This window comes from Stenotrophomonas sp. YJH_SMC_106-19 (assembly GCF_059368375.1).
On the sequence record NZ_JCAFRQ010000002.1, the window covers coordinates 441859 to 468144 of the forward strand.

Annotated in this window: 21 protein-coding genes; 10 read left to right on the forward strand and 11 right to left on the reverse strand. The window is 67.1% G+C overall.

Annotation, left to right across the window (positions count from 1 at the left end):
- Nucleotides 1–47: 47 nt before the first annotated feature.
- Nucleotides 48–845 (reverse strand): AraC family transcriptional regulator, encoded by a 798-nt coding sequence (locus AC5P5M_RS09665; protein ID WP_111185602.1) that lies wholly within the window; start codon nucleotides 843–845, stop codon nucleotides 48–50.
- 72 nt (nucleotides 846–917) lie between these two features.
- On the opposite strand from AC5P5M_RS09665, the gene AC5P5M_RS09670 reads away from it, so the two are divergent.
- The 3 genes from AC5P5M_RS09670 to AC5P5M_RS09680 all read left to right on the forward strand — a co-directional run bounded on the left by AC5P5M_RS09670 (nucleotide 918) and on the right by AC5P5M_RS09680 (nucleotide 4739).
- Complete coding sequence (locus AC5P5M_RS09670; protein WP_495205793.1) at nucleotides 918–2117, forward strand: MFS transporter; 1200 nt, start codon at nucleotides 918–920, stop codon at nucleotides 2115–2117.
- Between the two features lie 592 nt (nucleotides 2118–2709).
- Nucleotides 2710–3618, forward strand: a complete 909-nt coding sequence (gene pdxY / locus AC5P5M_RS09675) for a pyridoxal kinase (protein WP_128988981.1) — start codon at nucleotides 2710–2712, stop codon at nucleotides 3616–3618.
- Nucleotides 3615–4739 carry a prephenate dehydrogenase gene (locus tag AC5P5M_RS09680; protein WP_495205794.1) on the forward strand — a complete coding sequence of 375 codons (1125 nt, stop codon included), beginning with the start codon at nucleotides 3615–3617 and terminating at the stop codon, nucleotides 4737–4739. The genes pdxY and AC5P5M_RS09680 overlap by 4 nt, the downstream gene beginning before the upstream one ends.
- 164 nt (nucleotides 4740–4903) lie before the next feature.
- On the opposite strand, the gene AC5P5M_RS09685 is transcribed toward AC5P5M_RS09680, so the two are convergent.
- From AC5P5M_RS09685 to AC5P5M_RS09705, 5 genes are all read right to left on the reverse strand, one after another.
- Complete coding sequence (locus AC5P5M_RS09685; protein WP_277381668.1) at nucleotides 4904–5098, reverse strand: hypothetical protein; 195 nt, start codon at nucleotides 5096–5098, stop codon at nucleotides 4904–4906.
- Between the two features lie 70 nt (nucleotides 5099–5168).
- The gene (locus tag AC5P5M_RS09690) at nucleotides 5169–6941 is read right to left on the reverse strand and encodes an ABC transporter transmembrane domain-containing protein (protein ID WP_065181307.1); all 1773 of its coding nucleotides are present in this window, start codon (nucleotides 6939–6941) and stop codon (nucleotides 5169–5171) included.
- Entirely contained in the window at nucleotides 6934–7530 is a 597-nt protein-coding gene (locus AC5P5M_RS09695) for an IMPACT family protein (protein ID WP_053519787.1), read from the reverse strand. Before AC5P5M_RS09695 ends, AC5P5M_RS09690 begins: the two co-directional genes overlap by 8 nt.
- Nucleotides 7531–7564: 34 nt before the next feature.
- On the reverse strand, nucleotides 7565–8527 hold the full coding sequence (locus tag AC5P5M_RS09700) for a hypothetical protein (RefSeq protein ID WP_495205795.1): 963 nt from the start codon (nucleotides 8525–8527) through the stop codon (nucleotides 7565–7567).
- Nucleotides 8524–9042, reverse strand: a complete 519-nt coding sequence (locus tag AC5P5M_RS09705; protein ID WP_229765872.1) for an RNA polymerase sigma factor — start codon at nucleotides 9040–9042, stop codon at nucleotides 8524–8526. The genes AC5P5M_RS09700 and AC5P5M_RS09705 overlap by 4 nt, the downstream gene beginning before the upstream one ends.
- Nucleotides 9043–9334: 292 nt before the next feature.
- Between AC5P5M_RS09705 and AC5P5M_RS09710 the strand changes: the two genes are divergently transcribed.
- A complete protein-coding gene (locus tag AC5P5M_RS09710; RefSeq protein WP_495205796.1) occupies nucleotides 9335–12130 on the forward strand; it encodes a bifunctional diguanylate cyclase/phosphodiesterase in 2796 nt (931 codons plus the stop codon).
- A gap of 19 nt (nucleotides 12131–12149) precedes the next feature.
- Here the strand turns inward: AC5P5M_RS09710 and AC5P5M_RS09715 are convergent, their stop codons facing one another.
- Nucleotides 12150–12743: an LOG family protein gene (locus tag AC5P5M_RS09715; RefSeq protein WP_065175031.1), complete on the reverse strand. Its 594-nt coding sequence runs from the start codon at nucleotides 12741–12743 to the stop codon at nucleotides 12150–12152.
- 264 nt (nucleotides 12744–13007) lie between these two features.
- Nucleotides 13008–14504, reverse strand: a complete 1497-nt coding sequence (locus AC5P5M_RS09720) for an aminotransferase class III-fold pyridoxal phosphate-dependent enzyme (protein ID WP_495205797.1) — start codon at nucleotides 14502–14504, stop codon at nucleotides 13008–13010.
- A gap of 209 nt (nucleotides 14505–14713) precedes the next feature.
- Here AC5P5M_RS09720 and queA point away from each other — a divergent pair, with 209 nt between their 5' ends.
- The 6 genes from queA (at nucleotide 14714) to fabV (ending at nucleotide 22222) form a co-directional block, all read left to right on the forward strand.
- Nucleotides 14714–15781, forward strand: a complete 1068-nt coding sequence (queA, locus tag AC5P5M_RS09725; RefSeq protein WP_128988967.1) for a tRNA preQ1(34) S-adenosylmethionine ribosyltransferase-isomerase QueA — start codon at nucleotides 14714–14716, stop codon at nucleotides 15779–15781.
- A 126-nt stretch (nucleotides 15782–15907) separates the two neighbouring features.
- Complete coding sequence (gene tgt, locus AC5P5M_RS09730; RefSeq protein ID WP_065181313.1) at nucleotides 15908–17038, forward strand: tRNA guanosine(34) transglycosylase Tgt; 1131 nt, start codon at nucleotides 15908–15910, stop codon at nucleotides 17036–17038.
- Nucleotides 17039–17172: 134 nt separating this feature from the next.
- Nucleotides 17173–17517, forward strand: a complete 345-nt coding sequence (gene yajC, locus AC5P5M_RS09735) for a preprotein translocase subunit YajC (RefSeq protein WP_495205798.1) — start codon at nucleotides 17173–17175, stop codon at nucleotides 17515–17517.
- Nucleotides 17518–17578: 61 nt separating this feature from the next.
- Nucleotides 17579–19435, forward strand: coding sequence for a protein translocase subunit SecD (secD, locus tag AC5P5M_RS09740; RefSeq protein ID WP_053519779.1), 1857 nt, complete (start codon nucleotides 17579–17581; stop codon nucleotides 19433–19435).
- Between the two features lie 15 nt (nucleotides 19436–19450).
- Nucleotides 19451–20431 (forward strand): protein translocase subunit SecF, encoded by a 981-nt coding sequence (secF, locus tag AC5P5M_RS09745; protein ID WP_053519778.1) that lies wholly within the window; start codon nucleotides 19451–19453, stop codon nucleotides 20429–20431.
- Nucleotides 20432–20962: 531 nt separating this feature from the next.
- Nucleotides 20963–22222, forward strand: a complete 1260-nt coding sequence (gene fabV / locus AC5P5M_RS09750; protein WP_495205799.1) for an enoyl-ACP reductase FabV — start codon at nucleotides 20963–20965, stop codon at nucleotides 22220–22222.
- A 149-nt stretch (nucleotides 22223–22371) separates the two neighbouring features.
- Here the strand turns inward: fabV and AC5P5M_RS09755 are convergent, their stop codons facing one another.
- The 3 genes from AC5P5M_RS09755 to AC5P5M_RS09765 form a co-directional block, all read right to left on the reverse strand.
- Entirely contained in the window at nucleotides 22372–24441 is a 2070-nt protein-coding gene (locus tag AC5P5M_RS09755; protein ID WP_065181393.1) for an EAL domain-containing response regulator, read from the reverse strand.
- A gap of 91 nt (nucleotides 24442–24532) precedes the next feature.
- Nucleotides 24533–25717 carry a BaiN/RdsA family NAD(P)/FAD-dependent oxidoreductase gene (locus AC5P5M_RS09760; RefSeq protein WP_111185616.1) on the reverse strand — a complete coding sequence of 395 codons (1185 nt, stop codon included), beginning with the start codon at nucleotides 25715–25717 and terminating at the stop codon, nucleotides 24533–24535.
- Nucleotides 25714–26262: a YaeQ family protein gene (locus AC5P5M_RS09765; RefSeq protein ID WP_053517781.1), complete on the reverse strand. Its 549-nt coding sequence runs from the start codon at nucleotides 26260–26262 to the stop codon at nucleotides 25714–25716. Before AC5P5M_RS09765 ends, AC5P5M_RS09760 begins: the two co-directional genes overlap by 4 nt.
- Between the last annotated feature and the right edge of the window lie 24 nt (nucleotides 26263–26286).

Below are 26286 nucleotides of genomic sequence, written 5' to 3' on the forward strand. Positions count from 1 at the left end.
CGTTGAACGGTAGCGCCGGGCCATGCCCGGCGTTTCTGTGCATGGGGTCAGCGGAAGAACGCCGCCGGGGTCTGCCCCAACTGGCGCTTGAACATGCTGGTGAACGCGCTGGGGCTGTCGTAGCCCATCGCCAGTGCGACATCGATGACCTTCTCGCCGGTCGCCAGCCGTTCCATTGCCGCCAGCAGCCGCGCCTGCTGCCGCCACTGGCCGAAGGTCATGCCCAGTTCGTTGGCGAAGTGGCGCTGGATGGTTTTCACATCCACTTCCAGTGACTGCGCCCAGTCCTGCAGCGTCGCATCGTCGCCGGGATGCTTCTGGATGTGCTGGCAGATCCGCTGCAGGCGCGGATCGGTGGGCGCGGGCAGGTGCAGCGGCAATACGTCCATGCGATGCAGCTCGTCCAGCAGCAGGCGCACCACGCGGCCATCGCGGCTGTCTTCGATGTGCTCGCCCTTGATCAGGGTGGCTGCCTGCAGCAGTTCGCGCAGCAGCGGTGCCACCTGTACCGCGAACGGTTCGGCCGGCAGTTGCGGGGCGAATGACGGGTCGATGTACAGGCTGCGCATGTGCACGGCGGCAATGCAGTCCACCGCATGCACCATGCCGGCCGGCATCCAGATCGCACGGGTGGAGGGCACGACCCAGCGACCGACTTCCGAGCGCACCACCATCAGCCCGGAGATGGCATAGACCAGCTGGTGGCGCTGGTGCTTGTGGCCTGCGATATGGGTGCCGGCCGGGTACTGGGTAACCCGGTAGGTGACCGGGCGATGCAGCGGCACATCGCGCCACGGCGCAGCCGGATCGACGTCACCGCCAATGTCCTTTTTGCGATAGGCCATGACCCGAACGCGGCAGAAGGGAGGGGAAGGCAACCGTAGCATGCGGAACCGCCCCCAAATCTGACTGCGTCCATGTCGACTCTGGCTTCCCCTGCAACGACCTCCCGCCCGGTGGCGCCCGGCGTACTGGCCGCCATCTCCACCTCGCATGTCGTCAACGACATGATGCAGTCGTTGATCCTGGCGATCTATCCGGTCATCAAGGGCGGCTTCAATCTCAGCTTCACCCAGATCGGCCTGATCACGCTGACCTACCAGCTCACCGCGTCGATCTTCCAACCGCTGGTGGGGATGCATACCGACCGCCATCCAGCGCCGTACTCGTTGCCGATCGGCATGGCCTCGACGCTGTGCGGGATGCTGCTGCTCGGCTTCGCGCCGAACTATGCGATGGTCCTGATGGCCGCCGCGCTGGTCGGCATCGGATCGGCGATCTTCCACCCGGAAGCGTCGCGCATCGCACGGCTGGCGTCCGGCGGGCGCCATGGCTTCGCACAGTCGGTGTTCCAGGTCGGCGGCAACTTCGGTACCGCGCTGGGGCCGCTGATTGCCGCCGCCGTGATCGTGCCGTACGGCCAGCATGCGGCCTCATGGTTTGCCGGTGCTGCGCTGGTCGGCATCGCCCTGCTGACCTATGTGAGCCGCTGGTATGCGCTGCACCTGGGCGCACCCCGCCCGGCCGGCGTGGCGGCGGTGGCGTCGCGGCATCCTCCGCGCACCGTGGCCAAGGTGCTGGCGATCCTGCTGGTGCTGATCTTCAGCAAGTACTTCTACATGGCCAGCATCGGCAGCTACTTCACCTTCTACCTGATCCACCATTTCGGCATTCCGGTGGCGCAGGCGCAGCTGCATCTGTTCGCGTTCCTGGTGGCTTCGGCGGCGGGTGGCTTCCTGGGCGGTCCGCTGGGCGATCGCATCGGCCGCAAGCCGATCATCTGGACCTCGATCCTGGGTGTGGCGCCGTTCGCACTGGCGTTGCCGCATGCGGATCTGCTGTGGACCACGGTGCTGGCGGTGCTGATCGGTTTCGTGTTGTCGTCTGCCTTCTCTGCCATCGTGGTGTATGCGCAGGAGATGATGCCGCACCGCATCGGCATGGTGTCCGGCCTGTTCTTCGGCTTCGCCTTCGGCATGGGGGGACTGGGTGCTGCCGTGCTCGGCCTGCTGGCGGACAAGACCAGCATTGAGTACGTCTACCAGCTGACCGCGTTCCTGCCGTTGCTCGGCATCGTGGCGGCGTGGCTACCGCCGTCGCGGCCTGCTGCTCACTGAGGGAGGGTGGGTTTGCAGGGCCTGCAGCCCTGCACCTGCAGAGGCAACGGCAACAACCGAAGCGCGCTATCCGTGGATTGGCGGGGTGGGTCCGGTTGCGGGGGACGCTGCAAATACGTCCATGTAAGCTCGGTCGCCGCATCCATGCGGCTCACGCCCCCGCAACCGGACCCACCCCGCCTTCGGTGGTTTTCCGCGATCTGTCGGAACAGCACTCTGCTCTGGTAGGTGTCGACCTTGGTCGACACGGTAGATCCACGCCATGCGTGGATGAATTCATTCGATATCTGACAGATGTGTCGACCAAGGTCGACACCTACCAACAGCCGCGCGGAACAACAGCCGCAGTTACCAACAGCCGCGTGAACCTGTCGAAGGTGGGGCGGTGTGGGTGGTCAGGACCGTTGGCGCCATGGATGGCGCCATCGAGCCCCATGGATGGGTTTACGGCGTGTCCTGACCAGCCACACCGCCCCGCCACCCCACGGAATGCCGCTTTGGCTTTGGCTTTGGCTTCGGCCGTTGCCGTTGCATTGAGCAGGTGCAGGGCTGCAAGCCCTGCCGAAAACCCCCTTGGGCGTAGAATGCGGCCATGAGCGAATCCCTTGACAACCACCTGGTCCACGGCCGCCGCCAGCGGCCCGACGGCCCGTCGCCGATCGATGTCATCTCGGTCCAGTCGCAACTGGTCTACGGCCATGCCGGCAACAGCGCCGCCGTACCGCCGATGCGCGCGCTCGGCGTGCGCGTAGCTGAAATTCCGACCGTGCTGCTCAGCAACGCGCCGTTCTACGACACCACCCGCGGTCGCGTGCTGCCCGCCGACTGGTTCGCCGATCTGTTGCTGGGCACCCACGAGCGCGGCCTGCCGCAGCGGGCGAAGATGCTCGTCTCCGGCTACTTTGGCAGCACGGCCAACGGTGCCACCTTCGCCGATTGGCTGGACGACATCCTGCCGGCCTGCCCGCAGCTGCGTTACTGCCTGGATCCGGTGATCGGTGACACACACACTGGCCCCTACGTGGAACCGGGACTGGAAGCGATCTTCGCCGAGCGCCTGTTGCCGCATGCCTGGCTGGTGACCCCGAACGCCTTTGAACTGAATCGCCTGACCGGCATGCCGGCGCTGGCCGAGGCCGACGCCATCGCCGCCGCGCGTACGCTGCTGGCGCGTGGTCCGCACTGGGTGATCGCGCACAGCGTGGGTGGCACGCCGGGCGAGCTGGTGACGCTGGCGGTGGGACGCGACGAGACCTGGCGTTGGACCTCGCCGCTGCTGCCGGTGGACGTGGCCGGGACCGGCGACGTACTGATGTCGCTGGTGGTGTCGTTCCTGCTGCGGGGAGAGTCGATGCAGCAGGCGATCTCGCGTGCCATCGCGGGTACCCATGCCGCCCTGGAGGCCACGCTGGCCAATGGTTTCGAGGAGTTCGACGTGATTGCCGCGGCGCCCGCCGCACTGGCCGAAGGCACGCGCTTCCGCGCTGAACGGGTGGCATGACGGCAGTGCAGCACTTTGCGCCGCGCACGATCGGCATCGTCGGCAGTGCCGGCGCCTACGGGCGCTGGCTGGGCCGCTTCTTCGAGCAGCAGATGCGACTGCAGGTGATCGGCTACGATCCGGCCGATGCTGCTTCGCATACACCGGAGCAGTTGCTGGCCGAGGCCGATGTACTGGTGTTCTCTGCACCGATCCGGCATACGCCGGAACTGATCGCCGAATACGTGCGCCGCTCGGCGGGTCGTGAACGCGGGCGCCTGTGGCTCGATGTCACCTCGGTCAAGGACGCGCCGGTACAGGCGATGCTTGCCTCACAGGCCGAAGTGGTCGGCCTGCACCCGATGACCGCGCCGCCGAAAGCCCCCACGTTGAAGGGCAGGGTGATGGTGGTCTGCGAAGCGCGACTGCAGCACTGTCGGCCCTGGCTGGATGCGCTGTGCGTGGCGCTGCAGGCCGAGTGTGTGCGCGCCACGCCACAGCACCATGACCAGATGATGGCGCTGGTGCAGGCGATGGTGCATGCCACGCATCTGGCCCAGGCCGGCGTGCTGCGGGAATATCAGCCGCAACTGGGGACACTGGAAGCGATGCTTCCCTATCGCTCGGCGTCGTTCGAACTGGACACCGCGATCATCTCGCGCATCCTCTCGCTGAATCCGGCGATCTATGAGGACATCCAGTTCGGCAATCCGCATGTCGCGCCAATGCTGGAACGCCTGGTCGGCCAGCTGCGCATGCTGCAGGCCCAGGTCGACCAAGGCGACGACATGGCGCGCGGTGCGTTCCGCGAGCAGATGCTGGCGGCGAACCAGGCCGCCTTCGGCGCGCCTGCACTGGCCTCGGGAAACTATACCTTCGAGCGGGTAGGCTACCTGCTGGCCGATCTGACCGAGCGCAACGCCGTGTCGGTCCACCTGCCGGAAGATCGCCCGGGCTCACTGCGTGAGCTGCTGAACATCTTCGAGCAGCACGGCATCAGCCTGGCTTCTATCCATTCCTCGCGCACGCCGGGCGGGGAAGTGCATTTCCGCATCGGCTTCGTCGCCGGCAGTGATCCCCGTGCCCTGGCCGACGCAGCGGCCGCCGTGGATGCCAGCGGAATCGGACGGGTACTGGCGTAGTGCATTCATCCACAGGGGATGTGGATGAATTCTGCGCAAACATGTGGATAACACTGCTCACGCCTTGCCAGCACAAGCTGTCAAGATCTGTGGCGAAAAACTGACCAGGGTGCTGCCGGTGAGGCCGGGCTATGCCCGGCTGCCCTGCGATGACCCACGCGACGCTAGATGGTCAGCCGCAGTTCGCCGCCACTGGTGCTGAACTCGCGGCCATTGCGCACCAGATGACGCCCGTCGTCGAGCTCGTAGCGCGGGGTGGCTTCGGAATGATGCCCGCTGCCACTGGCCTCGGGCTTGAACTCGATGATGATATGGCTCTCGCCATTGCTGTCGACTGCGGGAAACTGACGGAACGACATCGTCCACCTCCTTCAGCGGATGCTGCTTCTGCGCGGCCAGCTTGGGGCCAGAGGTGTTAGCCGACCGTCATCAATCGATGAACTGCAGTCGCGCCAGCTCCGCGTACAGACCCCCTTCAGCCAACAACTGTGCGTGCGTGCCTTCGGCGACGATGCGCCCCTGGTCCATGACCACGATGCGGTCGGCCTTGAGCACGGTTGCCAGACGGTGTGCGATGACCAGCGTGGTGCGGCCCGCCATCAGGCGCTCCAGCGCCTGCTGCACACCGTACTCGCTCTGCGCGTCGAGCGCGCTGGTGGCTTCGTCCAGCAGCAGGATCGGCGCATCCTTCAGCAGCGCGCGGGCGATCGCCACGCGCTGCTGCTGCCCGCCGGACAGGCGCGCGCCGCGCTCGCCCAGCTCACTGTCATAGCCCTGCGGCAACGCACGCAGGAAGCCATCGGCCTCAGCGGCACGAGCCGCTTCCTCGACTTCGGCATCGCTGGCCTGCAGGCGGCCGTAGCGGATGTTGTCGCGGGCGCTGGCGGCGAACAGCGTCGGTTGCTGCGGCACCAGGGCCAGCTGGGCGCGCAGGTCGGCGGGATCGACCTCGCGCACATCGATGCCGTCCACGCAGATGCGGCCGTTGGCCGGGTCATGGAAGCGCAGCAGCATCGACAGCACCGTGCTCTTGCCGGCACCCGAGGGACCGACCAGGGCCACGGTCTCGCCGGGGCGCACATGCAGGCTGAAGTGGTCGAGCGCGGCCTGGTCCGGTCGCTGCGGGTAGTGGAACACCACGTCATCGAACTGGATCTCGCCTTGCAGCGGCTGCGGCAGCGCGCGTGGATGCGCGGGCGCGCGGATCTCGACATCCTCCTGCAGCAGTTCGCCGATCCGGCCCATGCCGCCGGCAGCGCGCTGGAGCTCGTTCCAGACTTCGGCCAGAGCGCCCACCGAACCACCGCCGATCAGCGCATACAGCACGAACTGGCCCAGGGTGCCGGCACTGAGGCGGCCCTCGATGACATCGTGGGCGCCCAGCCACAGCACGCCGACAATGGCACCGAAGATCAGCAGGATGGCACTGGCGGTGACCAGCGATTGTGCGCCGATGCGCCGGCGTGCGGCCCGGATCGCATCGCCCAGCGCCAGGTCGAAGCGGCCGCGCTCGTAAGGCTCGCGCGCATGTGCCTGCACCGTGCGGACGGCACCGAGGGTCTCGCTGGCCAGGCTGTTGGCGTCGGCGATGCGGTCCTGGCTGCTGCGCGCGACGGTGCGCAGCTTGCGTGCGCCGATGATGATGGGCAGTACCGCCAGCGGGATGCCGAGCAGCGACCACGCCGCCAGGCGCGGACTGGTCACGAACAGCATCGCCAGGCTGCCGACCACCGTCACGCTGCTGCGCAATGCGACTGACATGGTCGAGCCCACCACGCTGCGCAGCAGCTCGCTGTCGGCGGTCAGGCGCGAGACCAGTTCGCCGCTGCGGCTGCGGTCATGGAAACCGGCACCCAACTGGATCAGGTGCCCGTACAGACGGCTGCGCAGGTCGGCCACTACCTTCTCGCCGAGCAGCGACACGAAGTAGAAGCGTGCGGAGGTGGCGATCGCCAGCACTACCGCCACCAGCATCAGCAGGGCAAACGCCCGGTTGATCTGGCCGCCGCTGCTGAAGCCGTGGTCGATCATCTGCTTGACGGCCGGAGGCAGGCTGAGGGTGGCGGCCGAGGAGACGGCCAGCGCCAGCAGCCAGGCGGCGAACAGGCCACTGTGCCGGCGCACGAACGGCCACAGCGTTCGCAGGCTGCCGAGGCGGCGCAATGGCGGGGTCGCGGCGGCCGCGTCGTCCTTGTCAGTCATCCTGGTCGTCATCTCGGATACGGATACGGTCACGGGTGGCGTCTCGCAGGCGGATTTTCAATGCGTCGGCCTGGTCGGCGGGTAATTCGATCCGCAGGCGCACGCCTTCAGCGTCGAACTGTTCATCCTGCTTCTCGGCGGAGAACGCGGGCAGGGCCGCATGCAGGGTACCCAGGTCCTCGAAGCCGGCCAGCAGCTGCAGCCGTGCCATCGCCACCAGCGGCAGCCGCGGTGCCGTGCGCAGACACTCGGCGGCGGTACCGCCGTAGGCGCGGACCAGGCCACCGGCGCCGAGCTTGATACCCCCGTACCAGCGGATCACCACCACCATGACCCGGTCGAAGCCCTGGCCATCGATGGCGGCCAGGATCGGCCGGCCGGCAGTCCCCGCCGGCTCGCCATCATCGCTGGAGCGATACTCCTGTCCATGCCGGTAGGCCCAGCAGTTGTGCGTGGCGTCGGCCACCATCACCCGCTGCAGGAACGACATCGCCGCCGCCGCGCCATCGATGGGCGCGGCATGGGCGATGAAGCGGCTGTGCTTGACTTCCAGCGTGTGGCTGACGGGCTGGGCGAGGGTATCGGGCATTCCCTTCATTCTACGGGGTTGCCGCCCCCATGCTTCAGTCGTCCAGCAGAGGACGCAGGTCGCGTGGCAGCCGCGACTCCGGATACTGCTGCACGTAGCGCTCGAGGCTGGCACGGGCGATGTCGCGCTGGCCTTCGTCGCGACGTTCGCGGATCTTCTGCAGCCACTGCCGGCGGGGCAGCTGGGCGTCGGCGGCCACTTCGGCCTGCACGGCCGTAGCGCTGAGCGCGGCATCGCTGCCGCGACGCATCACGCCCGGTGCGCTGCGGAGCGGTGCGGCCCGCTTGAGCGTCGTGGTGTCACCGCGCTGTCCCGCGCTGGCCGGAGCGGCCTCCATCGCGCCGGACAGGGGGGCAACGGCGTCGCGCGCTTCCAGCGACGGCGGCGCAGGCGCCGCAGCAGGCAGCGGTGCCGAATAGGCCACAGCGGCCGGAGGTTCCGCAGCCGGCGGCGGAGCTGCGGTGTCGGCGGCGGCGCGCTCGGTGGCCTGAGCCGCCGCTTTCGCTCGTGCCGCCACCGTCGGTGCCGGTGTCTGCGGTGCGGAGGATCGGGTCGGCGCGGCGGGCTTGGGTGCCGCGACTGGCGCCGGTGGTGCCGGCGGCGCACTTGCGATGGCCGGCTCGGCAGGGGAAGGCCGGGTAGGGCGCTCGGCAGGCTGCGCGGCCACTTCGGCAGCGACCTCGTCGGCGACGCGCGGCGCAGTGATCTGTGCATCGTGCGCCGGGACCGCGGGCGGTTCCGGGCGCAGCTGCCAGGCGATTCCGATGGCGAATACCATCGATGCAGCAACGCCGAACACCGCAGGCCAGTGCCGGCGCGGCCGCCGTGCACGCACGCTGCCCGCACCGGGCGCGTCGGCCGGTGGCGCCTGCACCGCCGCACGGGCGGCCGCCAGGATCGTGGCATCCAGCGCCGCCGGAGGCGCCTGTTCGACACGACGGCCGAGCAGGCGCGCCAGCTCGCGCTCTTCAGGCGTCAGGGGTTCGTCTCGGTTCATGCGTTCAGTCCCGCACGCAGCTTGTCCATCGCATAGCGCAGCCGCGATTTCACGGTTTCCCGGCCTACGCCGGTGATCTGGCCGATCTCCTCCAGGCTCAGTTCCTGATCCAGCCGCAGCTGCAGCACTTCGCGCTGCTCCAGCGGCAGTTCTTCCATCGCGCGCTGGATGCGGCGACGTTGCTCGAATTCTGAAAGCTCTGCTTCCGGGGTCTGCCCGTCTTCCAGCGCGGCCAGACGCAGCTCGGCATCGGCCGGCGCCGCCGGGCGGTGGCGTGCGGCGCGCCAGTGATCGTTGAGCCGGTTGTGCGCGATGCGGAACAGCCAGGTGCTGAAGGCGGCATCCGGCTGCCAGCCGGACCGTGCGCTGATGACCCGTTGCCAGACGTCCTGGAAGATCTCCTCGGCCAGGGCGGTATCGCGCAGCTGGCGCAGCAGGAAGCCGAACAGGCGCTTGCGATGGCGCGCATACAGGCTCTCGAACGCGTGCAGGTCGCCGCCGGCCCAGGCGAGCATCAAGGCTTCATCGGTTGGCAGGGCGCTGGCTTCCACGCGGTACAGGTTAAGGCCTGCCGACGATGGCGCATAGCGGGGTGCGGGGGCGGACAGGGCGAGGTTCATGGCTCGGAACGGGGTGCGGACGCCAGGAATAACGAACGGGCGCACGATTCGGGGTTGCCGGGCTTCCATTGCCCCCCCGGTGGCGCGCTATGCTCGGCGGCTCAGGGGAGGCGACGCACAGACGGCGCCAAGAGATTGTCATTTGTCCACGCACGCTGAACCTGCGCAAACGCCATCACACGAGGCCGTGCTGAGTACGGAACTCGTGCGCGCGCTGCATGCGCTGCTGCCGGAATCGGCGGTGGTCCGGGTCGGCTGGGACGATCCCCAGCTGGGGCGCGGTGACGCCATCTGGCCGATACCCCCGGTCGCGGCCGACAGCGGGGCACCGGCTGCAGGCGATGGCCGCCACGGTTGGGATCATGATGGTGCCCGCCTGTACCTGGTGGTGGAAGGCGCGGCGCCTTCGTCCGCATGGTGGGGTCTGGCGCGGCAGGCCATGGAGCTGGCCCTGCAGCGGGGCCGCCAGGCGGGACAGATCAAGGCGCTGGAAGAGGCCGAGCGGCTGCAGCAGGCGCTGTTCCAGATTGCCGATCTTGCCGGCGCCGACCTGGAGATGGGGCAGATGCTGCGCCGCGTGCACGACGTGCTGGGCACGCTGATGTACGCGGAAAACTGTTACATCGTCGAATACGATGACCTGCACGACCAGATCAGGTTCCTGTACTTCGCCGACCAGGTGGATGATTTCGTCGCCGATCCGGCGCAGAGCTTCGACGCCGGTGGAATGCCGCGCAGCCTGACGGTGGCGTTGCTGCACCATGGCAGGCCCCTGAGCGGACCTTCGCGGGAACTCTTGGCCCGCGAGGTCGGGCAGGAGCATGACCCGCTTCGCGGCCCCGAAAGCCTGGACTGGCTGGGTGTGCCGATGCTGCGCGATGGCCGGGTGTGCGGTGCCATCGTGGTGCAGAGCTACGAGCAGGCAGACCGCTATGGCGAGGCCGAGCGTGCACTGCTGGGTTTCGTTGCCCAGCACGTACAGACCGCGATGGACCGGCGCCAGGCCCAGGTGCGGCTCGAGCAGCAGGTGGAACTGCGCACGCAGGAGCTGCAGCGCGCCAACCACAGCCTGCAGGACGAAGTGGCCGAGCGTCGTCGTGCCGAGCAGCTGCAGATCGCGCTGTACGACATTGCAGAGATGGCGATGTCCGCCGAGAGCCTGGAGCAGTTCTACGGCCAGGTGCATGGCGTGGTCGGCCGACTGCTCGACGCGCGCAATTTCTACATCGCGCTGGTCAACGAGGCGGGTGATGGACTGGATTTCGTCTACTCGGTGGATGAACGCCACGCCAGCCGCGCCTCCCGTGCGTTCAGTCGTGGCCTGACCGAATACGTGGTGCGCAACCGCCAGCCGCTGTTGGCCTCCCGCGCGCAGATCGACTCGCTGCGCGCCAGTGGCGAGGTGCGCGAGTCCGGCGCGCGCTCGCTGTGCTGGCTGGGCGTGCCGCTGCTGCGGGATGACGAAGTGGTTGGCGCGATCGTGGTGCAGAGCTACAGCGAGCAGCGTGCCTTCAGCATCCACGACCAGCGCTTGCTGACCTTCGTCGCGCAGAACATCGGCACCGGACTGGCCCGCCAGCGCGACCAGCAGCGCCTGCGTTCGGCGCATGCCGAACTGGAAAAGCGCGTGGACGAACGCACGCGCGAACTGGCTGAGGTCAATGAAAAGCTGTTGGGCCAGATCGGCGAGCGCCTGCGTGCCGAGCAGCGGCTGACCCACCAGGCCATGCACGACGCGCTGACCGGGTTGCCCAACCGCCTGCACCTGCTGGACCGGCTGCAGGATGCGCTGGTACTGGCCAGGCAGGAGGACGGCCCGGTGTTCGCGGTGCTGTTCCTGGATCTGGACCGTTTCAAGCTGGTCAACGACAGCATCGGCCACGCGGCCGGCGATCACATGCTGGTGGAAGTGGCCAAGCGCATCGTGTCGATGGCGGGTCCCGACGACGTGGTGGCGCGCCTGGGCGGTGATGAGTTCGCGGTGCTGCTGCAGTGCCCGCTGGGCCTGGCGCAGGCGCTGGATTTCGGTCAGCGCCTGCTGTTGGCATTGCAGGAGTCGATGTGGATCGCCGGGCGCGAGCTGTTCCCGTCCGGCAGCCTCGGCATCGCGCTGTGGAATCCGCGTTACCGGACCGGAGAAGAGCTGCTGCGCGATGCCGACGCCGCCATGTACCGGGCCAAGGCGCAGGGCCATGATCGCTGTGCGATCTTCGACGAGGATATGCGCGAGCAGGCCATGCGCAGCCTCGATCTGGAAGCGGATCTGCGGCGGGCGATCAATAACCGGGATTTCGTGCCGTTCTACCAGCCGATCGTGCGCCTGTCCGACGGGGAAGTGGTGGGACACGAAGCGCTGCTGCGCTGGCAGCACGAACGGCGTGGCCTGCTGTTGCCGGGCGCGTTCCTGGAGCTGGGAGAGGAGAGCGGGTTGATCGAACAGGTCGACTGGCTGATCTACGAACAGGTCATCGCCGGCCTGGCCGCGGGCGGGCAGGGCTATGTGTCGGTGAACGTGTCGCCGCGGCATTTCCGTTCGGCCGGTTTCAGTGCGCGCCTGTTCGGCCTGCTCGACGCCTGCGGGGCCGATCCGCGCCGGTTGCGCCTGGAGATCACCGAGGTCGCGCTGCTGGATGACGGCCCGCACACGCTGCATATCCTGCAGGGACTGCGCGAGCGCGGCATCCAGGTGCAGCTGGACGACTTCGGCACCGGCTTCTCGGCGTTGTCGTACCTGCACCGCTTCCCGATCAGCACGCTGAAGATCGACCAGAGCTTCATTGCCGGCCTGCATGGACCGGAAGTGCAGAGCACCCGCGCGCTGGTACAGGGCGTGCTGTCGCTGGCGCGCACGCTGGGCATCGAAACCATCGGCGAAGGCATCGAAACCGAAGCCCAGCGGCAGACACTGCGCGAACTGGGCTGCGATTACGGCCAGGGCTACCTGCTGGGGCGACCGGCTCCCTGGGCCGACGTGGCGCCCTGAGACGCCACGCGGCGGACGATCAACGCAGGGCGGCGCGGCGCTTCTCGTCGATCCACTTGGAGGCCTGTGCCGGCTGGTAGTTCTTCATCCACTCCAGCATCTGCTCGATGTCTGAGCCGTACCACAGGTCCTGGCGCTGGTCCGGGTGCAGGAAACGCTCATCCACCATGCGATCGATCATCCCGATCAGCGGCGCGTAGAAGCCGTCCACGTCCAGGAATGCACAGGGCTTGTTGCCGATGCCCAGCTGGCGCCAGGTCAGCATCTCGAAGATCTCCTCCATGGTGCCGAAGCCGCCGGGCAGGGCGACGAAGCCGTCGGCCAGGTCGAACATGCGCGACTTGCGTTCGTGCATCGAGCCGACGATCTCCAGCTCGGTCAGGCCACGATGGGCCACTTCCCAGTCGGCCAGTTGGCGGGGAATCACGCCGGTGACCTCGCCGCCGGCCGCGAGCACGGCATTGGCCACGGTTCCCATCAGGCCGACGTTGCCGCCGCCATACACCAGGCGCAGGCCGTCGCGGGCGATGCGGTCGCCCAGTGCAATGGCGCGTTCGGTATAGGCCGGCTTGCTGCCAGCGTTGGAACCACAGTACACACAGATCGATTTCATGGATCTTCCTGTCTCTTGGCCGGAAACGAAAACGCCCCGTCGCCGACCGCAGGGCGGTCAGGGACGGGGTGTCCAAGGATTATGAGGCCTTGAGAGGCCTTCTGTAGAGCCGAGCCATGCTCGGCTGCTCTTCGTTCAGATCGCGGCAATGCCCTAGCCGAGCATGGGCTATGCCGGTCGTCCTGACCGGCACCCTTCGGGCCGTCGCCAGCGACGTTGGCAGCGGCTCCTGCCGCTGCCTTCGGCTCTACAAAAAGCGGGGGCTTACGCCGCCGCAGCCTGCTCGCGTCGCGGGCCTTCACGCAGGGCGCGGCCGACCATGCCCACCAGCAGATCCAGCTCTTCGCTGTCTATGCCGAAGTGGGGCGTGAAGCGCAGCGAGTTCTCGCCGCCATGGATCACATTGATGCCATGCCGGCGCAGCCATTCTTCGGTGGAACCACTGCCGTAGCACTTGAACTGCGGCGCCAGCTCGCACGAGAACAGCAGGCCGGTACCCTGCACCTTGGTGATCAGCCCGCCAAGCTCGCCCTTGAGCTGTTCCAGCTTGCGCACGGCTTCGGCGCCGCGCTCGGCGATGTTGGCGCGCACCTGCGGGGTCAGCTGTGCCAGCGTCGCGCAGGCCACGTCCAGCGCACGCGGGTTGCTGGTCATGGTGTTGCCGTAGATGCCCTTGCGGTACAGCTGTGCGGCATGCTCGGTCACCGCAAGCACCGACAGCGGGTACTGGGCCGCGTTCAGGGCCTTCGAGTAGGTTTCCATGTCCGGCGGATCCAGGCCTTCGAAGCCCGGGTAGTCAACCACCGACAGCACGCCGTGCGCGCGCAGGCCGGCCTGGATCGAATCGAGCAGCAGCAGGCTGCCGTGCGCGCGGGTCAATTCGCGGGCCAGGGCATAGAACGACGGCGGCACCGAGCGGCCCGGATCGCCTTCGCCCATGACCGGCTCCAGGAACACCGCCTCGATGAACCACTTGTTGCGGGCGGCGTCCTCGAACACCGCGCGCAGGCCGGCTTCGTCGTACGGCGCCACGGTGATCACCGAATCCTCGCCACGGTAGCTGGCCAGATGCTGCATGTAGCTCTTGCGGCTGGAATCGGAGTACAGCGCCGGCCGGTCGGTGCGGCCATGGAAGCTGCCCTTGACCACCACGCGCTTGATCGCGGCGCCGGCGTGGCGCGCACCCGGGTCGGTCTGCAGCTTGGCGTTGACGTCGGCGATGCGTGCGGCCAGCCCGACCGCTTCCGAGCCGGAGTTCAGGCACATGAAACGGGCGAACGGGCAGCCGCCACGACGGTGGCCGATCTCGGCGCGAAGGGCGGTGATGAAGCGCTGCTGTGACAGGCTGGGGGTCATGATGTTGGCCATCACCTGCGGTCGGGCCATCGCCTCCAGCACCGTGTCGGGGGTATGACCGAAGCCGAGCATGCCGTAGCCGCCAGCGTCATACAGCACCGCCCCCTTGAGGGTGACCACCCACGGGCCGCGCGCGGCCAGCGCCACATAGGGCGTAACGGCGTCGTCGGCGTAGAAATTGACGAACCCGTCCTGCATGGCATCGATCTGCGCCTGTTCGTCCTGCGCCAGCAACGGCCCCAGTTCGCCCTGCACACGGGCGAACTCCGCGGCGGCGGCCTCGACCGCGGCCACCAGCTGCGGATGGCGGACGGACAGGGTGGTCAGGGTGGCGTCGTCCAGGCCGGTGGTGAGGCGGGTGCCGGGCTGGCTGCGCAGGGGGGCGAGGCGTTCGATGAAGCTCATTGCAGATCTCCTGAAACAATGGGGCGCACGGGCCATCAAAAAGCAAAACGCGCGTCATCACGCGCGCTGGGCGGCCTCGTGCAGCGGACTTCCATCTCGATGCTAGCACTTGTTTTTTTGCGCGATAACCCCGCAGAAACCTGTTGCATAGCAGCATTTTGCGCGACGTTCGCCGCGGACCACGCCGGCTCGCAGACGCTGGCCGTACAATGCGCGCCATTGTCGACCTGTTGCCGCCCACTGCCTTGAAGAAGTCCGATTTCCACTACGACCTGCCGGCTGAACTGATCGCGCAGGCGCCGCTGGCTGAACGTTCCGCCAGCCGCCTGCTGCTGGTGCCTCCGGCCCCTGCCGCCTTCACCGACCTGCAGGTGCGTGATCTGCCCTCGCTGCTGCAGCCGGGCGACCTGCTGGTATTCAACGATACGCGCGTGATCCCGGCGCGCCTGTTCGGTCAGAAGGCCAGCGGTGGGCGGGTCGAGATCCTGATCGAGCGCCTGCTCGGCGGCCAGCAGGCGCGTGCCCAGGTCGGCGCCAGCAAGTCGCCCAAGGCCGGCAGCCGCATCGCGCTCGATGCCGGTGGCGAAGCCGAAGTGCTGGGCCGCGACGGCGAGTTCTATGTGCTGCAGTTCCATGTGCCCGAGTCACTGGAGCAGTGGCTGCTGCACGCCGGACGCCTGCCGCTGCCCCCCTACATCCAGCGCGAGCCGGGCGTGGACGACCGCGAGCGCTACCAGACCGTGTTCGCGCGGGAGGTGGGAGCGGTGGCGGCACCGACCGCCGGCCTGCATTTCGATGAACCGCTGTTGGCCGCGCTGAAGGACAAGGGCGTGGAGTTCGGCCACGTCACCCTGCACGTGGGGGCAGGCACCTTCCAGCCGGTGCGAGCCGATGACCTGAAGGACCACGTGATGCACCGCGAGTGGCTGAACGTGGGCGCCGAGCTGGTGCAGCAGGTGCGTCGGACCCGCGCTGCGGGCGGGCGCGTGATCGGTGTCGGCACCACCGTGGTGCGCGCGCTGGAAAGTGCGATGCGTGACGGCGAGCTGTTGCCGTTCGCCGGCGAGACGCAGATCTTCATCACCCCGGGCTATCGGATCCGCAGCGTTGACGCGATGGTGACCAATTTCCATCTGCCGGAAAGCACCCTGTTGATGATGATTTCGGCCTTTGCCGGCAAGGAGCGGGTGTTCGAGGCCTATCAGCACGCGATCCAGCAGCGCTATCGCTTCTTCAGTTACGGCGACGCGATGCTGCTGTTCCCGCAGGGACGATAACGGTAGCGCCGGGCCATGCCCGGCGGAGAGGGGGGGAGGTGCGACGGTCGCCGGGCATGGCCCGGCGCTACCGGCAGCCGCCTTCTTGGGAGACAATAGGCAACTATTTGCCTGAACGACCGCTCCATGTCCCGACTGCAGTTCCAGCTCAAGACCCGCGACGGCCGTGCCCGTCGCGGCCGCCTGACCTTCCCGCGCGGCACGGTGGAAACGCCGGCTTTCATGCCCGTGGGAACCTATGGCTCGGTCAAGGGCATCCTGCCGGACCAGGTGCGCGCGCTGGGTGCCGAGATCATCCTTGGCAACACCTTCCATCTGTACCTGCGTCCGGGCCTGGACATCATCGCCGACCACGGCGGACTGCATGGCTTCTGCCGCTGGGACGGCCCGATCCTGACCGATTCCGGCGGTTTCCAGGTGTTCTCGCTGGCCCACCGCCGCAAGATCACCGAACAGGGCGTGACCTTCGCTTCGCCGACCGACGGGGCCCGGGTGTTCCTCGGCCCGGAAGAGAGCATGAAGATCCAGAAGGTGCTCGATTCGGACGTGGTGATGATCTTCGACGAGTGCACCCCGTACCCGGCCACCGAGGACGTCGCCCGCCGGTCGATGGAGCTGAGCCTGCGCTGGGCCCAGCGCAGCCGCAACGCGCATGACGAGCTCGGCAACGATGCGGCCCTGTTCGGGATCGTCCAGGGGGGGGTGCATACCGACCTGCGCAGCCGCTCGGCCGAGGCCCTGCAGGCGATCGGCTTCGATGGCTATGCCATCGGTGGCCTGGCCGTGGGCGAGCCGGAGCATGAGCGCAACGCCATGCTCGACCACCTGGATCCGGAGCTGCCGGGCGACCGCCCGCGCTACCTGATGGGCGTGGGCCGGCCGGAAGACCTGGTCGAGGGTGTCGCACGCGGCGTGGACATGTTCGACTGCGTGATGCCGACCCGCAACGCGCGCAACGGGCATTACTTCACCTCGTTCGGTACCGTCCGCATCCGCAATTCGCAGTATGCGCGGGACATGGACCCGATCGAACCGGGCTGCGGCTGCGTGGCCTGTACCGGCGGCTACACCCGCTCGTACCTGCGCCACCTGGACCGCTGCAACGAGATGCTGGCGCCGATGCTGGGCACCCTGCACAACCTGTTCTACTACGAGAAGCTGATGGCCGACATCCGGGCGGCGATCGAGGCGGGAACCTTCCAGGCGTTCCGCGAGTCCTTCTATGCGGCACGCGGAGCGGTTCCGCCGCCGCTGTAACCCGGGGCCCCCCTGTCGAACGGCCCGGGGACGAACGTCCGGGGCCATGGCATACTTCAAGGCTGACCCAGATCCGCGGTCGACACCCCGCGCCCGTGAAAGGGCCGGAGCGCCGCCCAACCAAAGGACCAAAGATGAACCTGCTTGCCTTCCTGATTCCCGCCGCCCACGCCCAGGCCGCCGGTGGCCAACCGCAGGGCATGGGCCTGACCACGCTGCTGTTCCCGATCATCCTGATCGCCATCATGTACTTCCTGATGATCCGCCCGCAGATGAAGCGGCAGAAGGAGCACAAGGCCATGCTGGAGAAGATCAAGCGTGGCGACGAAGTGCTGACCAACGGTGGCATCGCCGGCGTGGTCACCGACATCGGCGACAACTTCGTCACCCTGGAAGTGGCCGATAACGTGCGCATCCGCGTGCAGAAGGGCGCTGTCGGCAACGTGCTGCCGGCCGGTACCCTGAAGTCGGCCCAGTAAGCCACTCCCTTTCCGATGCACAACCGCGGCGCCGGGGATGGCGCCGCGCGGGACCCAAGCAATGCTCGAATTTCCACGCTGGAAGTACGTCGTCATCCTGATCGTACTTGCGCTCAGTACGCTGTATGCGCTGCCCAACATCTACCAGAAGGACGCGGCCGTCCAGATCACCGCCAACCGTGGCGGACAGGTCGACGACGCCCTCCGCGACCGCGTGGTGGCTGACCTGAAGAAGGCCGGCATCGCCAGCCTCGGCGCGGAGAAGGAAGGCGAGAGCCTGATCGTCCGCCTGCCGGACCTCAAGACCCAGGCCGCGGCAAGCGACCTGCTGCGCGACAGCGTGGGTGAGAACTACACGGTCGCGCTGAACCTGGCATCCACCGTTCCGGACTGGCTGGCCAATCTTGGCGGTCGCCCGATGACGCTCGGCCTGGACCTGCAGGGCGGCGTGCACTTCGTGCTGCAGGTGGACCAGAAGGCTGCGCTGGACAAGCGCCTGGATGCCTATACCGAAGACGTGCGCAGCACCCTGCGCGACGCGCGTATTCCGTACCAGTCGGTCGAGCGTCGCGCCGACAACAGCATCGTGGCCAACCTGAGCCCGTCCGCCGGTGACGACGCCGCGCAGCGCGCCCGCACGGCCCTGCTCAAGGCGCAGCCGACCCTCGGTTACGACGTCAGCGGCAGCCGCATCACGGTGACCGTGCCGGAGGCCGAGATCTCGCAGATCGCCAACGGCGCCATCGAGCAGAACATCAATACCCTGCGCAACCGCGTGAACCAGCTGGGCGTGGCCGAGCCGATCATCCAGCGCCAGGGCGCCGACCGCGTCGTGGTGCAGCTGCCCGGCGTGCAGGACACGGCCGAAGCCAAGCGCATGATCGGTGCGACCGCCACCCTGGAATACCGTGCGGTGGTCGAGGGCAACGCGCAGGACGCCATCAACGCCGGCCGCATCCCGCCGGAAGCCAAGGTCTACCAGCAGCGTGACGGCCGCGGCCCGATCCTGCTGAACAAGCGCGTGATCGTCACCGGCGACCAGATGGTGGCTGCGCAGGCGGTGACCGACGCCAACAGCGGTGCCCCGGCGGTCAGCGTGACGCTGAACAACGTCGGTGGCCAGCGCATGTTCGACTTCACCAGCGCCAATGTGAACAAGCCGATGGCGGTGGTGTACACCGAACGCGTGCCGACCGTGACCGTGGTCGACGGCCAGGAAGTGCGCGGCTTCAAGGTCAACGAGGAAGTGATCTCGGTGGCCAACATCAATGGCGTGTTCGGCAAGAACTTCCAGACCACCGGCCTGCAGAAGAAGGAAGCCGAAGATCTGGCCAAGCTGCTGAAGTCCGGCTCGCTGGCCGCGCCGATGGACTTCGTCGAAGAGCGCGTGGTCGGCCCGAGCCTGGGTGCCGAGAACGTCAAGAACGGCATGCGCGCCGTGGTCTTCGCCTTCCTGTTCACCCTGGTGTTCTTCAGCATCTACTACCGCATGTTCGGCATCATCACGTCGGTGGCGATGCTGTTCAACCTGCTGATCGTGGTGGCGGTGATGTCGTTGTTCGGCGCGACCATGACCCTGCCGGGCTTCGCCGGCCTGGCGCTGTCTGTCGGCCTGTCGGTCGACGCCAACGTGCTGATCAACGAGCGTATCCGTGAAGAGCTGCGGGCCGGTGTTCCGGGCAAGACCGCGATCGTGACCGGTTACGAGCGCGCTTCCGGCACCATCCTCGACGCCAACCTGACCGGCCTGATCGTCGGCGTGGCACTGTTCGCATTCGGTACCGGTCCGCTGAAGGGCTTCGCGCTGACCATGATCATCGGTATTTTCGCCTCCATGTTCACCGCGATCACCGTGTCGCGTGCGCTGGCGACGCTGATCTACGGCCGCCGCAAGAAGCTCCAGAACGTGGCCATCTGACGGGACGACACGCACATGAAACTGTTTCCGCTGCACATCCTCCCGAACGACACCAAGATCGATTTCATGCGGTGGCGCCATGTCGCCATGGTCGTCACGATCATCGTGTTCCTGGCATCGATCGCCATCATCGGCTTCAAGGGCTTCAACTATGCCCTGGACTTCACCGGTGGCACCCTGATCGAGGCCCGCTTCGAGCGCCCGGTGGACGTCGAGCAGGTCCGCACCAAGCTCGAGCAGAGCGGCTTCGACGGCGCCCAGGTGCAGAGCGTCGGTGGCAGTACCGACCTGCTGATCCGCCTGGCGCCGCACGGTGAGCATGCCCCGGGTACCGGCGATTCCGCCGCCGAGGACAAGGCCACCGCGGCGGCCGTGGTCAAGGCGCTGTCCTCGGCCGACAACCAGGCGACGGTGCTGCGCAATGAGTTCGTCGGCCCGCAGATCGGCAAGGATCTGGCGATGAACGGCCTGTACGCCACCATCTTCATGCTGGCCGGCTTCCTGATCTACATCGCCGTCCGCTTTGAATGGAAGTTCGCGGTCACCGCCAGCATCGTGGCCATGTTCGACCTGATCGTGACGGTGGCTTACGTGTCCCTGCTGGGCCGCGAGTTCGACCTGACGGTGCTGGCCGGCCTGCTGTCGGTGATGGGCTTTGCGATCAACGACATCATCGTGGTGTTCGACCGCGTCCGCGAGAACTTCCGCAGCCTGCGCGTGGAGCCGATGGAAGTGCTGAACCGTTCGATCAACCAGACGCTGTCGCGTACGGTGATCACCGCGGTGATGTTCTTCCTGTCCGCACTGGCCCTGTACCTGTACGGTGGCAGCTCGATGGAAGGCCTGGCCGAAACGCACATGATCGGTGCGGTGATCGTGGTCATGTCGTCGATCCTGGTCGCGGTGCCGATGCTCACGATCGGCTTCCTGCGCGTGAGCAAGCAGGATTTGCTGCCGAAGGCCAAGGACATCGAGGCTCTGGCCCGCCGTCCGTAAGCGTTCGCGCTGCACGCAACGCACAGAGAACCCCGCGCAAGCGGGGTTTTTTGTTGGCAGGGCGTGCAGTCCTGCGGCTGACACCCCGCACTCTGACACCGCCCCACCTTCGACAGATTCCGGCGGCTGATCGAAATGAATCCGGGGTCAGATCCGTTTTCCTGTGGAGAACGGATCTGACCCCAAGAGCATTTCCGACAGAACGCGGAAGACTGTCGAAGGCGGGGTGGGTCCGGTTGTGGGGGCGTGAGCGCCATGGATGGCGCGACCGAGCCTGCAGGGACGTATTCACGGCGTCCTCCGCAACCGGACCCACTCCGCCATCCCTCAGCAAGCCAGCCTTTGACGTTGACGTTGCTCCGGCCTGCAGCAGGTGCAGGGTGCAACCCTGCAGAAGAAACACCACCCTACGCCGCCGTCGGTTGTGCAATCGTGCCCCGCACACTACGATCCTGCGGTTCGCGCGCGCAGGCGCGCCCTCCGATTCCTGCTGAGCGCCCTGCGCGCCGCATCTACCAACCCGAGGTATCCATGGTCATCAAACCGCGCGTCCGCGGCTTCATCTGCGTCACCACCCATCCGACCGGCTGCGACGCCGCCGTCAAGCAGCAGATCGACTACATCCGCGCCCGCCCGCCGATCCAGAACGGTCCCAAGCGCGTGCTGGTGATCGGCGCCTCGACCGGCTACGGCCTGGCCGCCCGCATCACTGCCGCGTTCGGCAGCGGTGCGGCGACCCTGGGCGTGTTCTTCGAGCGTCCCGGCAGCGAGACCAAGCCGGGCACGGCGGGCTGGTACAACTCGGCGGCGTTCCACCGCTATGCCGATGAGGCGGGCCTGTATGCCAAGAGCATCAATGGTGATGCGTTCTCGGATGAAGTGAAGGCGCGCACCATCGAGATGATCAAGGCCGATCTCGGCCAAGTCGATCAGGTCGTCTACAGCCTGGCTGCGCCGCGCCGCAAGCACCCCAAAACCGGTGAAGTGATCAGTTCCACGCTGAAGCCGATCGGTGAGCCGATCACGCTGCGTGGCCTGGATACCGACAAGGAAGTGATCACCGAGACCACTTTGCAGCCGGCGACGCCGGAGGAAATCGCAGGGACCGTCGCAGTGATGGGCGGTGAAGACTGGCAGATGTGGATCGACGCGCTGGCCGATGCCGGCGTGCTGGCCAATGGCTGCACCACCACCGCCTTCACCTACGTTGGCGAAGAAATCACCCAGGCCATCTACTGGAATGGCTCGATCGGCGCTGCCAAGAAGGATCTCGACACCAAGGTGCTGGGCCTGCGCGAGAAGCTGGCGAAGATCGGCGGTGATGCCCGCGTGTCGGTGCTCAAGGCCGTGGTCACCCAGGCGAGCTCGGCCATTCCGACGATGCCGCTGTACCTGTCGCTGCTGTTCAAGGTGATGAAGGAAAAGGGCACCCACGAAGGCTGCATCGAGCAGCTGGACGTGCTCTACGACATCCTCTACGGCGGCAAGGCCGACGGCGTGGCGATCGACCGCCTGCGTCACGATCTGGTCGATGGCGATGGCCATACCGTCGCGCTGGTCGATGAAGAAGGCCGCCTGCGTGCCGACTACAAGGAAATGGCGGCAGACGTGCAGGGCAAGGTGGTTGCGCTGTGGCCGCAGGTGACCAACGAGAACCTGTACGAGATCAGCGACCTGGCCGGCTACAAGGCGGACTTCCTGCGCCTGTTCGGTTTCGGCGTTGAAGACGTCGACTACGAGGCCGACGTCGATCCGGATGTGAAGATCAACAATCTGGTCGATATGACCTGATCGAAAAGGCCGGCGAAAGCCGGCCTTTTCACATAGGGCGCGCCGCTGTGCTCGCCGGGCATGGCCCGGCGCTAGCAGGCTCGTCGTGCATGGGCCGGCGTTACCCCGGCGCCCCTTGGTAGCGCCGGGCCATGCCCGGCGATGCGGGATCACCCGAAGTCGAAACTCATCGTCGGCAGCGCCGGACCGACGAAGTCGCCCTGCACGTAGTCCACGCCTGCACTGAACAGCAGCGTCATGGAGTTGGCATCGCTGACGAACTCGGCGATGGTGCGGATACCGGCCTCCTGCGCGCGCGCCGTGATCTGGCTGATGCGGTCGATGTTCTCGCGGGTCGCCGCCAGGTCGCTGGTGAATCCACGGTCCAGCTTGAGGAACTGCGGCTGGAAGTGGGCCAGCAGCTGGAACGAATCCAGGCCGGACCCGAACTGTTCCAGGCCGATGCGGCAGCCCAGCGGGGCCACGTCGGCCAGGAACTGCTGGGCGCTGCGCAGGTGGGTGAACACCTTCGCTTCCGGCGCATGCAGCCACAGGCGCTCGCCCGGAACCCCGTGCGCTTTCAGTTCACCACGCAGGGTGGCAATCATCTGCGGGTCGTCGAACGATTCGGGGGTGACCTTCACCAGCATCTGGGTGGCGCTGCCTTCGCGCGCGCGCTGCCCCAGCACCGTGATGGCCTTGGACACCACCCAGCGGTTGATCTCGGCCAGCAGCCCGTGTTCCTCGGCGATGCCAAGGAAAGCGGTGGGACTGAGCAGTTCACCGTTGTGCTCCAGTCGCAGATAGGCTTCGTACAGCTCCAGTGGCTCGCCCTGCAGGTTCAGGACCGGCTGGTAATGCAGCTGGAAGCCGTCGCCGTCCAGGGCTTCGCGGATGCGGCCGACCCATCGCTGCACACGTTCTTCCTCGACCCGATCGACCGCGGCCGGATCGAAGATGCGACAGGTGTTGCCCAGCTCGGCGGCCGCCTGCGTGCACTCGCTGGCACGCGCCAGGACCTGGCCGATACTGGCGATCTTCTCGCCGACCTGGACACCGCCGATGCTCACGGTGACCGTGGCCGAACGCGCGCCGATGCTGAACACATGGGCGGCATATGCCTCACGGATGCGTTCGGCCAGTGCCACGGTCTGCGCATAGGGGCCGGCCTGCAGCACGGCGAAGCTGTGTTCGCCGAAGCGCGCCAGCTGCGCGTCCTCCCCCACGACATCGGCCAGCAGGGAGGCCAGCGCGCCAATGAGGGTATCGGCCGAGGCCAGCCCGATATCCGGCATCAGCCGCGCATAGTGGTCGGGCTCGACCAGCAGCAGGCCGAACTGGCCCTCGCTGCGTCCAGCCTGGGCGACCGCACTTTCGACCTGCAGCATGAAGGTCGGCCGGTTCAGCAGGCCGGTCACCTGGTCGCGCTGGCGAAGATCCTCGACCTCTCGGGCCAGTTCCGGGTCGAACTCGATCCGGCGGCGGAACACGACCTGCAGGCAGGATTCGCCCTCATAGGTGGCTGCGGTGAATTCCATCGTTGCCGGAAACGCACTGCCATCCTGGTGGCGTGCATCGAGCTGGTACTGCGGTGGTGGCGCTTCGCCGCGGCTGAGGCTCTTCAGCAGCTGCTTGAAGTCATCAACATGCTGGGCGGCCACCATGTCCAGCAGCGAGATGCCCTCGATGTCGTCGAAATGCTCGTAGCCGAACATGTCCAGATAGGCATCGTTGGCGCGGATGTGCATGCCTTCGTGCACATAGGCGATGGGTTCGCGGGAGGAGGCAATCAGCGCGTCGCAACGGCGCTCGGTCTCGCGCATCTGTGCCTCGATGCGACGCAGCCCGCGGCGCGCCTGCAGGTCGACCCACTGGTCGCGGACCACCGCCAGCAGATGCTCCGGCCGTTGACGGAGGGCAAGGGCGCGGATGCCATGGCTGCTGGCCTGGACCAGCTCATCCTCGTCGATGCGCTCGGCCAGCAGCACCAGCGGAATGTCCTTGCCGCTGGCCGCGATGTGCTGGGCCACCAGCGGCAGCGGGATGCCCTGCGAGGGCGAGGCCAGCACCAGATCGATGGCCTGGTTGGCCAGCACCTGCGACAGCTCGGCCGAATCCTGCGGGCGCCAGGGGCGCACGGCGATGCCGCTGTTGCGCAGCGTGCTGACGATGGCTTCCGCATTCTCGCCGCTGTCGTCGACGATCAGCAGGCGGATGGTGATGTCGTTCGCGTTCTGCATGCACTGCTCCCCAATCTGCGGATCTTGATACACGATGCTCGGCGAGCCGTCCATGCGTGCAGGCATCCCGCACCCCGAACGGCGATGCGGTTCACACCACGCTGCCGGCGGCGTGGCCGCTGGCCCAGGCCCACTGGAAGTTGTAGCCGCCAAGCCAGCCGGTGACGTCCAGCACTTCGCCGACGAAATGCAGGCCCGGCACGCGCTTGGATTCCATCGTGGAGGACGAAACGTCGGCGGTGTCCACGCCGCCCAGCGTGACCTCGGCGGTGCGGTAGCCTTCGGTGCCACTGGCCACCAGCGGGAACGCACCCAGCAGCTGCGCAGCCTGGCGCAGCTGGGGCTCATCCAGCTGCCGTACCGGGCGGTCCGGCAGCCAGTGTTCGCACAGGCGCTGGGCCAGGCGCTTGGGCAGGACCTCGGCCAGCACCGTGCGCAGTTCGGCGGCTGGCCGCTCCTGTTTCATCCGTCGCAGCCACTGGCCGGCATCCTGGCCGGGCAGCAGATCCAGTTCCAGTGCATCGCCGGGTTGCCAGAAGGAGGAGATCTGCAGGATCGCCGGGCCGCTGACGCCACGATGGGTGAGCAACATGGAATTCTGGAACTGCATGCCGTTGCAGCGCGCCTCGATCGGCAGGGCGACACCGCTCAGGTCGGCCAGGCGCTCCTGGTGCCTGCCACTGAGGGTCAGCGGCACGAGTCCGGCGCGGGTCGGCAGCACGGCATGCCCGAACTGGCGTGCAATCTCGTAGCCGAAGCCGGTTGCGCCCAGGCTGGGGATGGACAGGCCACCTGTGGCGACCACCAGCGAGGCGCAGTGGAACATCCCCTGCGTGGTGTGCACACGGAAGCCATCCGTCCCGTGCTCGATGCGCTCGACGCTGCAGTGGGTACGGATGTGCGCACCCGCTGCCTGGCACTCGTCCACCAGCATCTTCACGATCTGCTTGGACGAAACGTCGCAGAACAGCTGCCCCAGCTCCTTCTCGTGATAGGCGATGGCATGGCGCTCGACCATCTCGATGAAGTGCCAAGGCGTATACCGGGCCAGCGCCGATTTGCAGAAGTGCGGATTGGCCGACAGGAAGTTGGCCGGGGTGGTGCCGGTGTTGGTGAAGTTGCAGCGGCCACCGCCGGACATCAGGATCTTCTTGCCGATCTTGTTGGCGTGATCGATCACCTGCACCTGGCGGCCGCGCCGGCCGGCGGTGATCGCGGTCATCAGGCCGGCGGCACCGGCACCGATCACTACGACGTCGCAGCGCGTCGTACTCATGCCTTGGCGCGCTTGCGCCAGGTGGGGATGATGTCGAGCTGGATCTGGTCGTTGAGGATCTGCACCTCGCCGTCCTGGATCAGCACGCTGAAGCGCATGGCACGCTGGATCTGCTGGCCCCACTGCTCGACGAAGGTGCCATCGAGGTCGATCACCGACAGGTTGTCGAAGCGCGCCAGGCCCTTGCCCTGCTTGCCCCACCAGATGTCGGACGCATTGCCGCCGTAGTTGACCACCTGCACCTGGCGGCTGCGATTGCTGGCCTTGCGGATACGGGATTCATCGGGGTGGCCGAGGTCGATCCACTGCAGGATGTCGCCGGTGTAGTCGTGCTGCCACAGGTCCGGCTCGTCATCCGTACTCAGGCCCCGGCCGAATTCCAGGCGGTCGTCGGCGTTGAGGGCGAAGGTGAGCAGGCGCACCATCAGGCGCTCGTCGGTTTCCGACGGATGCTGGGCCAGGGTCAGGTTGTGGGTCGCGTAGTAGCCGCGATCCATGTCGCTGATCTGCAACTCGGCCTTGCGGATGGTGGCGGTGAGGGCCATGGGGGATCCGTCGACTAAAGAGGA